16 protein-coding genes are annotated in these 15078 nt (G+C 62.3%); 7 read left to right on the top strand and 9 right to left on the bottom strand.

Annotated elements, in window-relative coordinates:
* Positions 1-25 precede the first annotated feature (25 nt).
* Positions 26-1618, bottom strand: coding sequence for an efflux transporter outer membrane subunit (locus tag BLT65_RS14705; RefSeq protein WP_091778706.1), 1593 nt, complete (start codon positions 1616-1618; stop codon positions 26-28).
* 286 nt (positions 1619-1904) lie between these two features.
* On the bottom strand, positions 1905-2270 hold the full coding sequence (locus tag BLT65_RS14700) for a hypothetical protein (protein WP_091778704.1): 366 nt from the start codon (positions 2268-2270) through the stop codon (positions 1905-1907).
* Positions 2271-2544: 274 nt separating this feature from the next.
* Here BLT65_RS14700 and BLT65_RS14695 point away from each other — a divergent pair, with 274 nt between their 5' ends.
* Positions 2545-3081 (top strand): MarR family winged helix-turn-helix transcriptional regulator, encoded by a 537-nt coding sequence (locus BLT65_RS14695; protein ID WP_091778702.1) that lies wholly within the window; start codon positions 2545-2547, stop codon positions 3079-3081.
* A 140-nt stretch (positions 3082-3221) separates the two neighbouring features.
* Complete coding sequence (locus tag BLT65_RS14690; protein WP_244186503.1) at positions 3222-4832, top strand: DHA2 family efflux MFS transporter permease subunit; 1611 nt, start codon at positions 3222-3224, stop codon at positions 4830-4832.
* A 52-nt stretch (positions 4833-4884) separates the two neighbouring features.
* Here the strand turns inward: BLT65_RS14690 and BLT65_RS14685 are convergent, their stop codons facing one another.
* From BLT65_RS14685 to ada, 5 genes are all read right to left on the bottom strand, one after another.
* Entirely contained in the window at positions 4885-5454 is a 570-nt protein-coding gene (locus BLT65_RS14685; RefSeq protein WP_244186502.1) for an OmpA family protein, read from the bottom strand.
* A gap of 267 nt (positions 5455-5721) precedes the next feature.
* Entirely contained in the window at positions 5722-6210 is a 489-nt protein-coding gene (locus BLT65_RS14680) for a hypothetical protein (RefSeq protein ID WP_091778699.1), read from the bottom strand.
* Between the two features lie 228 nt (positions 6211-6438).
* Positions 6439-8052 carry a glutamate--cysteine ligase gene (gene gshA / locus BLT65_RS14675; protein ID WP_091778697.1) on the bottom strand — a complete coding sequence of 538 codons (1614 nt, stop codon included), beginning with the start codon at positions 8050-8052 and terminating at the stop codon, positions 6439-6441.
* Positions 8053-8300: 248 nt separating this feature from the next.
* The gene (locus BLT65_RS14670) at positions 8301-9224 is read right to left on the bottom strand and encodes a DNA-3-methyladenine glycosylase family protein (RefSeq protein ID WP_091778696.1); all 924 of its coding nucleotides are present in this window, start codon (positions 9222-9224) and stop codon (positions 8301-8303) included.
* Entirely contained in the window at positions 9221-10351 is a 1131-nt protein-coding gene (ada, locus tag BLT65_RS14665) for a bifunctional DNA-binding transcriptional regulator/O6-methylguanine-DNA methyltransferase Ada (protein ID WP_091778694.1), read from the bottom strand. The genes BLT65_RS14670 and ada overlap by 4 nt, the downstream gene beginning before the upstream one ends.
* A gap of 366 nt (positions 10352-10717) precedes the next feature.
* On the opposite strand from ada, the gene BLT65_RS14655 reads away from it, so the two are divergent.
* Positions 10718-11131 (top strand): VOC family protein, encoded by a 414-nt coding sequence (locus BLT65_RS14655; protein ID WP_042305057.1) that lies wholly within the window; start codon positions 10718-10720, stop codon positions 11129-11131.
* Between the two features lie 46 nt (positions 11132-11177).
* Here BLT65_RS14655 and BLT65_RS14650 read toward each other — a convergent pair whose 3' ends face one another.
* Both BLT65_RS14650 and sap1 read right to left on the bottom strand, forming a co-directional pair.
* Positions 11178-11756, bottom strand: a complete 579-nt coding sequence (locus tag BLT65_RS14650; protein ID WP_091778690.1) for a YaeQ family protein — start codon at positions 11754-11756, stop codon at positions 11178-11180.
* 518 nt (positions 11757-12274) lie between these two features.
* A complete protein-coding gene (gene sap1, locus BLT65_RS14640; protein WP_042305055.1) occupies positions 12275-12616 on the bottom strand; it encodes a surface attachment protein Sap1 in 342 nt (113 codons plus the stop codon).
* A gap of 534 nt (positions 12617-13150) precedes the next feature.
* Between sap1 and BLT65_RS14635 the strand changes: the two genes are divergently transcribed.
* From BLT65_RS14635 to BLT65_RS14630, 4 genes are all read left to right on the top strand, one after another.
* Positions 13151-13777, top strand: a complete 627-nt coding sequence (locus tag BLT65_RS14635; RefSeq protein ID WP_042305054.1) for a LysE family translocator — start codon at positions 13151-13153, stop codon at positions 13775-13777.
* A 148-nt stretch (positions 13778-13925) separates the two neighbouring features.
* A complete protein-coding gene (locus BLT65_RS47215; RefSeq protein WP_028363935.1) occupies positions 13926-14093 on the top strand; it encodes a hypothetical protein in 168 nt (55 codons plus the stop codon).
* 36 nt (positions 14094-14129) lie between these two features.
* Positions 14130-14261, top strand: coding sequence for a hypothetical protein (locus BLT65_RS48410; protein ID WP_276314509.1), 132 nt, complete (start codon positions 14130-14132; stop codon positions 14259-14261).
* Between the two features lie 315 nt (positions 14262-14576).
* The gene (locus BLT65_RS14630; protein WP_091778686.1) at positions 14577-14858 is read left to right on the top strand and encodes a hypothetical protein; all 282 of its coding nucleotides are present in this window, start codon (positions 14577-14579) and stop codon (positions 14856-14858) included.
* Positions 14859-15078: the final 220 nt, after the last annotated feature.

The following is a 15078-nucleotide window of genomic DNA, read 5'->3' as shown; positions in this document are numbered from 1 at the left end:
CCGTTTGCGTTGGTGCGTTCGCCGTTTAGCCCGCTGAGGTGGACGTTTTTGCGACGGGCGCGGCAGGCGCGGACGCGGGCGCAGGCGCTGCGACATCGCCCGTTTCGCGATTCATCTGATCGACTTCCCAGCCGCCGCCGAGCGCCTTGACGAGACCGACCGACGACACCATCCGCTGCCCCGCGATGCTCGCCAGCTTCTGCTCGGCGGTGAACGCGGTGGTCTGCGCCGTCAGCACGTTCAGATAGTCGACGGTGCCCGATTTGTACTGGTTCGTGACAATCTCGAGCGCCTGCTGCGCGGACTGGACGGCCTGCTCTTGCACCGTGACTTCCTGCTCGAGGATGCGCAGCGAGGCAAGGTTGTCCTCGACGTCCTGGAACGCTGTCAGCACCGCCAGCCGGTAGGTGGCGACGTCCTGGTCGTAGGCGGCGCGCGCGGCGTCCGTCTGCGCCTTGCGGAGACCCGCGTCGAAGATAGTCTGGGCGAGCGAGGGCCCAAGCGTCCAGAAGCGCGACGGCATTTGCAGCAGCTGCGAGAACACCGAGCTTTCGAAGCCGCCGCTGGCCGACAGCGTCAGCGTTGGGAAGAACGCTGAAATCGCGACGCCGATCTGCTCGTTCGCCGCCGCTGCCTTGCGCTCGGCCGATGCGATATCCGGGCGCCGTTCGAGCAACGCCGACGGCAGTTGCGCGGGCGTGGCGGGCGGCACGGCATCGAGCGGCGCGGGCGGCAGCGAGAATGCGGAAGCCGGTTCGCCGACTAGCACGGCGATCGCGTGCTCGTTTTGCGCGCGCGCGACGCCGTTGTCGATGGCGGCAGCCTGCGCCGATTGCAGCTGCGTTTGCGCCTGAATCACATCCGAGCGGGCGGCGACGCCCTGCGCGTAGCGGTTCTGCGTGAGCGTCAGCGAGCGCTGATAGGCGGCGACGGTATCGTCGAGCAGCTTTTGTTGCGCGTCGAGCGAACGGATGTTGAAGTAGGTTTGCGCGAGCGTTGCCTGCGCGGACAGGCGTGCGTTCGCCAGATCGGCGGCGGCGGCCTGCTGGCCCGCCTGCTGGCTCGCGACGGTGCGGCTAACCTTGCCCCAGAGGTCGGGTTCCCAGGTGGCGTCGAGCGACAGGCTGTAGCTGTTGCTGATCGTGCCCGAACTGCTGAGCGACGACGTCGTGCCGCCGCCTCCGCCCGTTACCGAGCCACTGAAGCTGCGGCTCGGCGTACGCGAGCGCGACGCGCTCGCCCCTGCGCTGATCACCGGGAAGTACGCCGCGCGCGCCTCGCCAACCAGCGCGCGTGCCTGCCGGTAGGCGGCGGCGAATTGCGCGACGGTCTGGTTCGACGCGTTGAGCTTGTCTTCGAGCGCGCTCAGCTGCGGATCGTTGTAGATGACCCACCACGCGCCGCGGTCTTGCTGGTCGGCGGGCTGCGCGACTTTCCAGCCGTCGGCGGCTTCCTTGTACGAGGCCGGAATGTCGACCGACGGCCGCTTGTAATCAGGACCGACGGCGCAGCCGGCCAGCGCGAACGCCAGCGCGGCGCAAACGGCGATGTTCAGGACGCGTTGCCCCGCGACGTTCGCGACCGAGGCGCGTGCGCGCGAAGTTCGATCAAACTGCATGCAAATGAATTCCTGTCGATTCGGAAGGCGCCATGCGCCGAGGCGAAATGCGGAGCGGCTCCCCGCGCGATGGACGGCGCGTGCTCGCGATGGCTCGAATGGTAGCGCACGCATTGCCCGGCAATGAAATCGAAAGAGTAATGCCGCCCGCGCCCCGTGTGTGTTACCGACGGTGAGGCGACGGTTACGCGCTGTTACGGCGCTATTTGCGTGAGTGCATGCTGCAGGCTGAAAAAGCAAAGGCCGCCCTACGGCGGCCTTTATCCCAGAGCGATGCGCGAGACGCTTAGACGCGCGGATCGGCGGTGGTTTGCCGCGCCTGCTTGCCCGCGGCGGCACGGCACGGCGGCGCATCGGGGCGCGCCTGGCAAACCGTGGCTGCGGGAGCGATCGACTGATGGTTGCCCGTCGAGCGGGCCTTGAGCGGGGAAGCGAGCAACGTAGCCGGCTTGGCGGCCCGCGTTTTGGCGCTACGGGTGCGCCGGTGTTCGAACCACGCGAAAAGCAGCACCCCGATCGATCCGCCAGGAAGGACGAAGATCACCGCGTACAGAGCCACTTTCCACCAGCGGTTGGCTCCTTGAAATGTTTGCAGCGCAGAATCGGTCAGTGAGCGGCTCAAGCCGCCGAGGGTGTTTTTCAGGTACAGCATCGCGGGAATCCTCTGTGCGCCGGTAAAAGAAGGCGCACGCAAGTGCGGTCAGAACATGGTCTCCGATGGACGCGGGTCGCGTAACTCGTTGCCTGTAATAATATTGACCATGCAATCAATTTTCAAGATAGTGTGCATTGCAACATGGTCTTTCGTTGTTTTTCGGCTGTGTCTTGACGCGGTTAGTACGCACGATTGACTTCACTGCCTGGGCAGATACAATCCGGGACATTCGCGTTTGTCGCGCCCGCGCGCAGCTTCCAAAAGAGCATTCATGACGGACGGTCCTTACCAGCCGGAGTCGATTCATCTCGAATCGAGCCTCGGTTATTACCTGACCAAAGCGCGGAACGTGCTGGTCGAGCGCACGGATCGCGCGGTTGCGCATCTCGGGCTGACGACCCAGCAGATCGGCGTGATCCTGCTGCTTTCGTGCGGCCGCGCGACGACGCCATTCGAACTGTCGCGAGCCATGTCATACGACAGCGGATCGATGACGCGGATGCTCGATCGCCTTGAAAAGAAAGGGCTGATCGCGCGCTCGCGTAGCGACAAGGACCGGCGCATCGTGAAGCTTGGCCTGACGCCGCAAGGTCAGCACGCGGCATCGCAGTTGCCGGAGATTGGCGCGGACGTGCTCAATGAACAGCTACGCGGTTTTTCGGGCGAGGATCTCGCGACGCTGATCGATCTGTTGAGCCGCTTCATTGCAAACGGGATCGATGGCGGAAACGGCGCTGTCGGATGCGAGACGGCCGGTGCGTCCGGCGAAGAAAAAAGCGGGTCGTCCGTTTCTACCGACGATCGCTAGGCAGCCGCGCTTCGGCGCGGTTTTGTTTTATCGATTTATCTGTCTGGGCAGAGAGTGTCGGGACATGAAAGCCGGGGGTCGAGCTTGGGGCTTTTTCATGTCGCGTCAAGTTTTCTCACGTGACAAGGAGAACACGCCAAATGGCCGCATTGCCTTCGGCTTCCGATTCCACCGGTTCAACGGCTGACCTGCCGCTGCACGGCGGCGCAGCCTCCACCCGCCCCGCCGCCCCTGCTCCGCTCACGGGCGGAAGGCTCGCGCTGCTAACCGTCGGACTCGCGCTCGGTACATTCATGGAAGTGCTCGACACGTCGATCGCGAACGTCGCCGTGCCGACCATCTCGGGCAGCCTCGGCGTCGCGACCAGCGAAGGCACGTGGGTGATCTCGTCGTATTCCGTGGCATCGGCGATCGCGGTGCCGTTGACGGGCTGGCTCGCGCGGCGGGTCGGCGAAGTCCGGCTGTTCACGCTGTCGGTGCTGCTCTTTACCATCGCGTCCGCGGCTTGCGGCTTCGCGCACAATTTCGAGTCGCTGATCGCGTTCCGTCTGCTTCAGGGGCTGGTTTCCGGTCCAATGGTGCCGCTTTCGCAGACCATTCTGATGCGCTCCTATCCGCTCGAGAAGCGCGGCCTCGCGCTCGGCTTATGGGCGATGACCGTGATCGTCGCGCCGATTTTCGGTCCCGTGATGGGCGGCTGGATCACCGACAACTACACCTGGCCGTGGATCTTCTACATCAATCTACCGATCGGCCTCTTCTCGGCGGCGTGCGCGTACTTTCTGCTGCGCGGACGCGAAACGCAGACGTCGAAACAGCGCATCGACGGCATCGGCCTTGGACTGCTGGTGATCGGCGTGTCGTGCCTGCAGATGATGCTCGACCTCGGCAAGGACCGCGACTGGTTCAGTTCGACGTTCATCGTCGCGCTCGCGATCATCGCGGTGACGTCGCTTGCGTTCATGATCGTGTGGGAGATGACGGAGAATGAACCCATCGTCGACCTGTCGCTCTTCAAAGACCGCAACTTCGCACTGGGCGCGCTGATCATCTCGTTTGGCTTTATGGCGTTCTTCGGGTCCGTTGTGATTTTTCCGCTCTGGCTGCAGACGGTGATGGGCTACACGGCGGGGAAAGCGGGGCTCGCGACCGCGCCCGTCGGACTGCTCGCGCTCGTGCTGTCGCCGATGATCGGGCGCAACATGCACCGGCTCAATTTGCGGATCGTGGCGAGCTTCGCGTTCGTGGTGTTCGCGCTCGTGTCGTTGTGGAACTCGACGTTCACGCTCGATGCACCGTTCAATCAGGTGATTCTCCCGCGTCTCGTGCAGGGCATCGGCGTGGCCTGCTTCTTCGTGCCAATGACGACGATCACGCTGTCCAGCATTTCCGATGAACGGTTGGCAAGCGCATCGGGGTTATCGAACTTTCTGCGCACGCTGTCAGGCGCAATCGGCACGGCGATCAGCACGACGTATTGGGAAAACGACGCGATCTATCACCATGCGGTGCTGTCGGAATCGGTGAGCGCCTATTCGGCGAATACGACGTCTTATAGCGATCTGCTGACGACGCTGGGTTTCAAGGGGCAGGCGGTGACGGCGCAACTGAACGAAATCGTCACGCAACAGGGCTACATGATGGCGACCAACGATTTCTTCCGCATCTCGTGTGCGGGCTTCGTGGTGCTTGCGTGTCTCGTGTGGGTTACGAAGCCCAAAAAGGGCGCGGCGGCGTCAATGGGACATTGACGCCGCCGCGGGATTGGGAGCGCTGCGGCTCCCGATGCTTCGACAAGAGAGATTACTTGCCGTCGACCTGGATCTCGACGCGGCGGTTTTTCGCGCGGCCGATAGCCGTCGTGTTCGGCGCGACGGGCGATGCGCTACCGTAGCCTTCCACATCCCACTTCGAAGCACGCAGGCCAGCCGTTGCCAGATAGCTTTGCACCGAACGCGCACGTGCTGCCGACAGACGGTTGTTCAGTTCGGCCGAACCCGTCGAATCGGTATAGCCGGCGATCGTCATACGTTCGATATCGACACCCTGGTTGGCCGCGACGAAATCATCGAGCTTCGCTGTTGCAACAGGCGTCAGCGTTGCGCTGCCGACAGCGAACGTTGCGTCGCCTTGCAACGTGATCTTGCGCTGCGGTGCGTGACGGACAGGAGCAGGAGCGGGCGCCACAGCGGGAACCGGGACAGGCGCTACGACGACAGGCGCCGGCTGGACGGGTTGCTCGACAACGGGCGTCGCGCATTGGAACGTGATTTCACGCGGATTGTTTTCCGACTTGAGATCCGACGTGATGTGATCAACCGACGAAATACGCATAGCCGGCTTGTCGCCGCAAATGCGCTTTACTTCGGCCATGCAGGTCTTGGAGCTTTCAAACAAACCGAGACATTGGACGCGGTACGCCTGGGTACCGTTGGCCAAAGTCACGACATCGGTGTTGTGGGCAGGCCCGGAATAGGATGTGCATCCCGCGATGCCGACGACGCAAGCGATCGCCGTCAAGATACGAAAGAACATGAGACTTCTCGCAGAAGAAATTAGAGTTACGAGACGATAGGGGCTGCAGGTCTCGACTCCAATCGGAGAAGTCTTAATCAAAAATTTGCTTCGATTTGATTCGTCCTACTGTGAAACGGGTTCGCCCGTCGGCGACGAGACCGATTGACCACTCGATCCGCCAGCTTGTCCGGATGGCAATGGCGTCGCCACATTCGCCGCGCCGCCGCGCACGAACTGCTTGAAGTCGGCGCCCGCTTCCCACGGATTCGGCTTGCATCCAAGCGAGCTGTCGCAATGCGCGGCAAAACCGATCGTCGACGTGCCGTCGTTGTTCGGTGTCTTCGTGATTTCGAATGAGAGATCGCGCTTGCCGCCGTCCGGCCCCGCTGTCTGGATCAGCGTATCGGTCGCGGTGGCGACCTCGTAACTGGAATGCGTCGTGACCCACGTGCGCGCGCGCTGCCACCACGCGTCGCATTGGCTCTTGCTGTCGCAGGTCAGCGGCGCGGTCGCGATCTGCATCACATCGGGATTGACCTGCCCTCGCGTCGAGCAGCCGGCGGCTGACACGCAAACCGCGACCCAAAGCGCGGCTATCAGACCTTTGTTCATAACCCGGATTCCTCCCTCACCCATGTCGGAGCGGCGAAGCGTTGCGTTATACAGGTTGGACCGCGACGTTGCCGACACGTTTCATACCGCGCGCATGAAGTCAGAGCGACTTTCGGGCACCGCAAGATCTCTTGCAGCAATTTCCGTCCCCGGCTTGCGCACCATGAAAAAGGGCAGCACGCAGCTGCCCTCATCAGATGCGAGTCGCGTACGCGACGGCGTACGAGACTAAACGCTGAAGCGGTTCAACGTATAAGCGCGATACGCGGCAACGAACGCGTCGAATGAACCGACTTCCTCGCCCTCCAGCTTGGCCTGTTCGGCGAGCGATCGTGTCGCGAGCGCAGCGAACTCCTGCGTTTGCGCTTCGTCCAGCGGACGCGCGCGGAAATGCTCCGCGTGCGCGACGCTCTGCGCGAGACCGAAGTCGAGGAAGCTCTGCTGCTTGTCGCGCATGATCTGCAGCACGCGAGCCGACGGCGTCAACGACGCATCCGCCAGCTTCGCGCGTTGCGCCGCGACCGCGCGCGCGTGGCTGTCGTCGCCGCGAATCGAATCGAGCACGGCGGCTGCGTGATCGATTTTCGCAAGCAGTTCATTGGCCCAGTCGAGCATCTTGACGGGTTGTCCGTCGCGCACCAGCTCGAGGCCGGGCTTGCGCCCTTCCATCGTCACGCGGCCGAAGTTCTGATTCGCTTCCGTATAGGCCGGCGGCGGCAGCGGCGCGCTGTCGTCGAGTGCGCACACGAGCAGGTAGGCGTCGAGAAAACGCGCGGCTTCGAGCGAAATACCCGTCGGTTCGAACGGATCGATATCCATGCAGCGCACTTCGACATACTGGACGCCGCGCGCCCCAAGCGCATGCAACGGACGCTCGCCCGGATACGTAACGCGCTTCGGGCGGATCGTCGAGTAGAACTCGTTTTCGATCTGCAGCACGTTCGTGTTGATCTGCACCCATTCGCCGTCGCGCTGCGTGCCGATCGCCTCGTACTGCGGATACGGCTGGCTAACGGCTTTCGCGAGCGCGTCGAGGTAGCCAGGCAGCGTGTCGTAGTCGGCGTGCAGCGCGGCTTGCGCGGTCGTATTCGAATAACCGAGATCGCTCATGCGCAGGCTCGTTGCGTACGGGCGATACAGCGTGTCGGCGTCGAACGTTTCGAGCGTATTCGCGCGGCCGCGCAAGAAGCGCCTGTCGAGCGCCGGCGACGCGCCGAACAGATACATCAGCAGCCAGCTCGTGCGGCGGAAATTACGGATCAGCGCGAGATAGCGGTCCGACTGGAAATCGACGGCATTGGCCGTGGATTTCTGGTCGGCATGCAGCAGCCGCCACACTTCTTCGTTCAACGAATAGTTGTAGTGGATGCCCGCGATACATTGCATCGTGCGTCCGTAGCGCAGCGCGAGTCCGACGCGGTAGACGTACTTCAGCTTGCCGATGTTCGACGTGCCATAGTCCGCGATCGGAATTTCGTCGTCTTCGGGCAGAACACCGGGCATCGAGTTGTTCCACAGCACCTCGTCGCCGATGGCCGAATAAACAAAGCGATGCAGCGTGTCGAGACACTCGAGCGTGGTCGCCGCGTCGTGCTCGGCGGACGTGATCAGTTCGAGCAGCGCTTCCGAATAGTCCGTGGTCAGCGAAGGATGGGTGAGCGCCGAGCCGAGCGCGCGTGGATGCGGGGTCATCGCGAGATGGCCGTCGGATATGACGCGCAGGCTCTCCTTTTCGATGCCGCGCAAGCCGGTCGTCAGCGCGTCACGCTGCGGGCCGGATGTCAGCACGGACAGGCGGTGCAGCAGCGCGTCGGTCGTGCGGGAGGATGTCGTGTTTGGCATTGATGCGGGTCGAACAGGGTCGGCCGCCGTGCGCCGCACGGTGCTGCTCGGCGCGGTCGACCATGTTCGGCGGAATTTTCAGTAGCGGGCACTTTAACATCTCGCCAGAACGGCTGCTTGGCGTTGCCTCAGGCCGCTCCCGCGCCGTTTGCAGGCGGGCTTCGGGCGCCTGCTGCGCGTCTTCTCACTGTACGCCGCGCAGGGCGCCGAAGTCGATCGACGACGTTCGCCGATATGTGCGAAGGCCGCTAGCCGCCGCGTGCGGCGCCCGCCCGATCGGCGACTTCATTCCACAGATGCATCGCCGCGTAGGCCCGCCACGGCCGCCACGCGTCGGTGCGCGCGCGCTGCTGGTTGGGACGCACGAGCGCCGGATCGCGCGCTGCGATCGCCTGCATCAGCACGAGGTCCCACGCTGGCCACGCGTCTGCGTCCCGCCAGGCGCGCATCGCGACGTATTCGACCGTCCAGGGACCGATTCCGGGCAGCGCGAGCAACGACGCGCGCAACTGCGCAAGATCGAAGGACGCGCTGCCGATGCTGTCGATCGGCACGTCTCCGTCCGCCACGGCGCGCGCAAAGCCTTGCAACGCGGCGATGCGCTTGCCGGGCATGCCGATCTGCGCAAGATCGACGGCGGCGAGCGCGGCGGGCGTCGGGAAACGCCACGCGGTGCTCTCGTGCGGATGGCCGTCGATGCGCTCGCCGGCGCGCTGCACGATCCGTCCGATGATCGTCGTCGCGGCCTTCACGCTGACCTGCTGGCCAACGATGGCCCTCACGACGAGCTCGAACCCGGACCACGCGCCGGGTACGCGCAGGCCGGGCGTTGCGGCGACCAGAGGTGCGAGCCACGGATCGCCGGCGAGGCTCGCGCCGATCGCCTTCGGATCCGCGTGCAGATCGAACATGCGCGCGATCGGCGCGGCAAGCCCGTCCGCGTGACGGCTCGCGGCGCCGTCGATGGTCGCGACGATGCAATGCCTGCGGGCATGCTTGCGGACGGCGAGCGTGCCGCTGTCGCCGTTCCAGCCGATCGAGCGACGCCATACGCCGTCTTCGACGGCTTCGACGCCCGGCGTCGCGCGTCCTCCGAAGAAGCGGAGGACGCGCGGCCAGTCATAGGGAGCTTTGAACGGGAGTTCGAGTGTGGCGGTCGGCGTGGGGCTCAAGCGGCGTGGTCCATGTCGGCGGTGGGATGAGTGGCGTCGGCGGCATCGCGGGATTCGCGGTGTGTCTCGGTATCGAGCAGCACGGCCTTGCGCGCGACACCCCAGCGATAGCCCGCCAGCGCGCCGTCCTTGTGCACAACGCGGTGGCAAGGTATCGCGAGCGCGACAGGGTTCGATCCGCATGCATTGGCGACGGCCCGCACTGCGCGCGGCGAACCGACCGCTTCGGCGATTTGCGAATAGCTGCGCGTCTCACCGTACGGAATGCGGCGCAGCGCTTCCCACACACGCTGCTGGAACGCCGTGGCGGCGATATCGAGCGGCAGATCGAAACGCTGTCGCTTGCCGTGCAGATAACCGTCGATTTGCTCGATGAAAGGCGCGAGCCGTTTCGGATCGTCGATCAGTTCCGCGCTCGCGAATTCGTTGCGCAGATCATCGACGAGCAACGCATCATCGTCGCCGAAGGCGATCTTGCAGATGCCCTTGTCGGTCGTCGCGATCAGCACAAGGCCGAGCGAAGTCTGCGCGCTCGCGTAGCGGACCCGCAGCCCCGCGCCTTTGCGCCGATATTCGGACGGCGCCATGCCCAGCTCTGCGGCCGCCGTATCGTACATCCGGGACGGCGAGCCGAAGCCTGCGTCGACGGTGGCGCGGGTCACGTCCGCGCCCCGTTGCAGCGCGTCGCGCAATGCCGCGCCGCGATGGGCCGCCTGATATTGTCGCGGCGACACGCCGACTACGCGCTTGAAAAGCCGCTGCAGGTGAAACGGGCTGACATGCACTGCGTCGCTCAGTTGCGCGAGCGTGAGGCGTTGCTGCGGGTCTGCGTCGAGTGCGGCGCAGGCACGGTTCACGATTTCTAGTTCGCGCGGCAGGCCGCCCGGCTGGCAGCGCTTGCATTCTCGATAGCCGGCGGCGCGCGCTTCGTCGGTTGAAGCGAAGAAGTCGACATTCTCGCGGCGCGGCAGGCGTGAGGCGCACGACGGACGACAGAACACACCCGTCGTCCGGACGCCGTAGAAGAAGGCACCGTCGGCGGACATGTCGCGTTTCAGGACGGCTGTCCAGCGCTCGTCGTCGTTGGCGTACGTGGCGGGCGTTGCTTGGGAGGTGGCTGTGTTCATCGTTTGCCCCGGGGACGGTTTTGATGCTTACCACTTTAGCGGGCAGGTTCTCACAGTACGCTCCGCTTCTTGCTGTGTCATTTGGGCCGCACTGCGAGGACATTTTTCCCAAATATCGGGAGAATCTGCCCCTTAAAAAAGTTGGGGTTTTCCCTTAAAAAGTTATTGCGTCGCATCAAGTCGGCGTGTATAGTGGTTCTTGTCTCCTCCATGTCTCCTCCTGATATGGATTCAGCCCGCTCCAATCGAGCGGGCTTTTTTTTTGCCTCATCGTTTTGATCTCTCGGCTGGCTGGCCGCCATCTTCGCGCGCAATTCCTTCTACACTGGGCTCTTCACCGGAACCTCAGAGACGGGACGCCGCGCCATGAAATTCCAGATTCTCGATATCGATCACGTTGTCATCCGCGCTGCTAACCTCGACGCGATGACGCGCTTTTATCAGGACGTGCTCGGCTGCACGGTAGACAGGGAACAACTCGAAATCGGCCTGATCCAGTTGCGCGCGGGACGCTCGTTGATCGATCTGTTGCAGGTTGGCGGAAAGATCGACCGGCCGGAAAGCGGTGCGCCCGGCGCGGGGCGAAACATGGATCACGTTTGCCTGCGCGTCGAACCCTTCGACGCCGACGCGCTGAAGACATGGTTCGCCGCGCATGACGTGCGCATCGGCGAAGAGGCGCAACGTTATGGTGCGGATGGTTATGGACCGTCGCTGTATCTGTTCGATCCGGAGGGAAATATGGTCGAACTCAAAGGCCCGCCGGCTGGCAAGCCATAGTCGCCACGCTCATTTTTTGGTACACAGAGCGTGCAATCACCACCGGTCAGCGGCCACCGTGGGCCGCGGGACGCGCGTTCGCAGCAGCCTTGAGCACCGTCCATTCCACGGGAACGGCGTCGGCGGTTTCGCTGCCTAGCCACGCCGCGTGATCCTGAACCGTGCATTGCAGGCGCATCGTCCGTTCGGCCAACGCGGCCAGCGCCGGCGCGACGTTTTCACCGAGCGTCCAGACGGTCACGTTGCGCAGGCGTTCGACCTTGCTGCGCACGCCTTGCCACCAGATGTCCGAAGTCCGGCCGCCATACGCGATCACGATCACTTGATTTGCGCGCCCGCTCGCCTTCGCGATGCGGCGTTCGTCCGGCTGACCGACGTCGATCCACGTGTCGATGGCGCCTGTCAGATCCTTGGCCCACAGATCGGGTTCGTCGATGTCCGACAGGCCCTTGCAGAATTCGAGGCGCTCTTGCGCGAACAGCGCGAAAGCGGCGACGCGGACCATCATCCGCTCGTTCGTTTCCGACGGGTGCAGCGCGATCGTCAGCGAATGGTCCGCGTAGTAGTGCCGGTCCATGTCGGCGATCTGGAGGTCAGCCTTATAGATTGTCGATTTCAGAGCCATGCTACAACCTGGTCCCGCGAATGCGGACCGGAGAGTGAATAGAGAGTCGGCGTACCTTGCCATGATCGTCCCCTGCCTTGCAGCGGTGGCGCCTCGGTCGCGCGTCTCGCCGATGAAACACATTTGCCGGATCGCTGCGACGTCGGGTCGTAAAGCCCTGTCGCACCAACCTTCCTGCTTTCGCTTGCCTTGAAAGCAGCAACATATGTGCCGAGTCCGCGCTATCGAGCCGTCGCGCGCTTTTCGCGTCTGGCTGCAAGGTGGGACCGTGATGATACCGAATATGCGGGCGCGGTATGACAGCCTGATGAGGCCGCCGGGCGCGGATGATGAGCGGATGGAATCAGTAGACAGGTTTCGCGCGACCGATCGGCGCACTGACGTCGGACCAAAGGTCAGCTGAAAAACGACGATGGCCAAGCTAAAACCTGGCCATGCCGAAACGCGAAAGGAAAGCTTTCGTTGGAATGTTTGTATTCACCCGACATTTTCTGTCGGGTGCAATCCGACTTAAATGCTTATTGCTTGATGAATCGGTCGTTAGTCCAAAGACCTTGCGTATCGCTATTGCCGGCATTGACGAATTCGACGTCATGTCCAACCACGCGGACTACGCGGAAATCCGAATGCTCCGGCGTGGAAATGCACTGAAAACCGGAGAAGAACTCCTGCATTTGCTGTTGCTCGCCGGCCTGCGCGTGTTGCGTGACGGCGTCGAGTTTGTCCTTCGACAGGCAGCCATATGAATTCGCCTTGAACTGCACCGTTTGCTGGGGCTTGATCACGACGTCCTGCGCCTGCGCGCCTGCAGCTGCCAATAGACCCGTCAGCGCGAAAAGAATGGCGACTCGCTTGTTCATGGTTACCTCCTTGCGGGGTACGTCTCAGGTTAGCTATGTGTTTAACTGCCGAAAAACAAGCACGTCTCTCAATCTAGAAGAAATGTTTTGAACGGCAAGCACATTTTGTGTGCGCTCGCAACAGCGGCTAAATGTCGCACTGCGTTGGAGTACGAATTGATGCTGCCCTAATGACGTAATACCGCGGTTATTAGACGGATTGCGAATTGCGATTGGAGGCGCGAAGGCATAGTGGATAATCTTTTGCGGACAGGATCAGCGTTTACGCTTAAATGGTTTTTAAACGGTTTGCGATAAATGACTAAGCCATTGATGCGTTGCACACAAAGTCATTCGCGCGACTCATGAAAAACCGTCGCGAACTGAAGCGAACGCAGAATAAAAAAGATGCCTGAGGGCGATGCGCTCTGTGTTCCTGAACGAATTCGAACGGGCGCTTGCACGAACGCCGAGTTCGTGGATAAATCGATCGGCCCAAAAACACGAACGGGAGCGACGCGCCGAAGCGCCGGGCCCGGTCCCCAGGAGACTTTCATGACACTTGCACACTGGCTTCCCTTTGCCATCGCCTCCGCGATCCTCGTCGCGATTCCCGGACCTACCGTGCTGCTTGTAATTTCTTATGCGCTCGGCCACGGCCGTCGATTTGCCATGGTGACGACCGCGGGCGTCGCGCTTGGCGATCTGACGTCGATGACGGCGTCAATGCTCGGGCTTGGCGTGATCCTCGCCGCGTCCGCGACGCTGTTCACTGCCCTCAAGTGGCTCGGCGCAGCGTATCTGATCTATCTCGGCATCAAGCTGTGGCGTGCTCCCGTGTCGACGGCCGACGCGCCCTCCACAGGCGAGACCCGCCCGAGCCGGATCTTCGCGCACGCCTATGCGGTGACGGCACTCAATCCGAAAAGCATCGTGTTCTTCGTGGCATTCGTGCCGCAGTTCATCGATACGCAAGTCGCCACGTGGTCGCAGATTGCGATTTTCGAAGCCACCTTCGTCGCGCTCGGGACCTTGAATGCGTTGGGATATGCCGTGCTTGCTTCAGCCGCGCGGCGCGCGATCCGCAGTCCGCGCGTGCAGCGCGGGGTCAACTGCACAGGAGGCACGCTGCTGATCGGCGCGGGACTTCTGGCCGCGGCGTGGAAGAAGTCGACAGCGTAAGCGCATTCTGATCGGCAGAACGCGACGCATCGGGCGCGCTACTTGCGTCACTCGAATCGCGCACATGGTGTGCGCGGTGGATCACACGCAGTGACTTGCAACACGCCTACAATGAAATTGTCGCTGTTCCATCGATCAGGAGGTTATTGTGATCGAGCATCTGATTCTGGGCGCGTTTCTGATCGTGCCGCTACTCATCGTCGCGTTTCTGTTTTCCGACGAACTCTGGCAGGAACATCGCCAAGCCTTGCACGATGACGACCATCACAGGCGGATGGACTGGCGGCATCCGATTCGCAGCCTGCTGCATCATTAGGCGGGTTGACAGTATCCGGAGCGAACGGAGGCTAATGTGCTGGCCTTCTCTTTCTCATGGACGGAGTACTGGCTGTTCATGTCGGCGCTGATTGTGGTCAGCGTCGCGTTGACCTCGCTTTGCGGTTCAGTGCCGCGCGCGCCCGAGCCGCCGGAGGATGACGCTTAGCTCTTTTGCGTGCTCTGCTTTGTACTCCTCGCTTGAATGTCCTGTTTCGCGCACCGTGTCGCCTTGCGGATGCGCTCCATCTCACGCGCCCGTATGCGTCACGTCGTCAAACTGACGCCCAAACATCATTCTGTTCCCCCGATTGTCATGCGACCGGCATGCGTACGCTTTAGGCCATGCGATGTCGTTAGTTTGTGGCCCGACATCGCCGGGATACCTATTTGTTTGCATAGGTAGTGACTGGCTGAAATCCGGCTAAAGTTAATCATCAGATGTAAAAAACTTTGGCCTTGTCGAGACGTCACGGGGGACGACATGAACCGATTGATCGATCAGGAAATCGCGCACATTTCGCGCGTCATGTGGCCATCGCTGCTTGGGGACATGGGCGGCACGATCCTTACTTCGGAGTACTGGCGCATGAGGTTGCACGCGCTGCTCGATGCTCCTTCTCTCACCAAAATTCAACTGTGCGCGCTCGACAGTCTGTTGCTCCGGCTCGATCACTACGACCGGCACGGCTCAGATGTCTACTCGGCGCCTGTCGCCGAGGTATTCGTAGAGCCTGATGTTGAGCAGGTAGCTTTGCACGGGTGATGTTTCGGCGGGACGGATTCCGGGGTGTAACCGTGGTTTTATCGCGCGAAGATATTCGCAACAAGGGATGCAGGCACATTGAGCGAGCCGTGTGTACCTTAAAGTGTATCTTGGGCCGCACGTGCCGTGCTGAATCGTCTGGAAACCTCGTTTAATAGGGATGCTTCGTTGGCAGGCGAGCCTGTACGCGCAAGCGATCCGGCACTGTGTACCAATAAAT

The sequence above is a fragment of the Paraburkholderia steynii genome (assembly GCF_900100565.1).
Classification (GTDB): domain Bacteria; phylum Pseudomonadota; class Gammaproteobacteria; order Burkholderiales; family Burkholderiaceae; genus Paraburkholderia; species Paraburkholderia terrae.
Note: the sequence above shows the minus strand (reverse complement) of the source record. Positions and strands in the feature narration are given on the sequence as shown.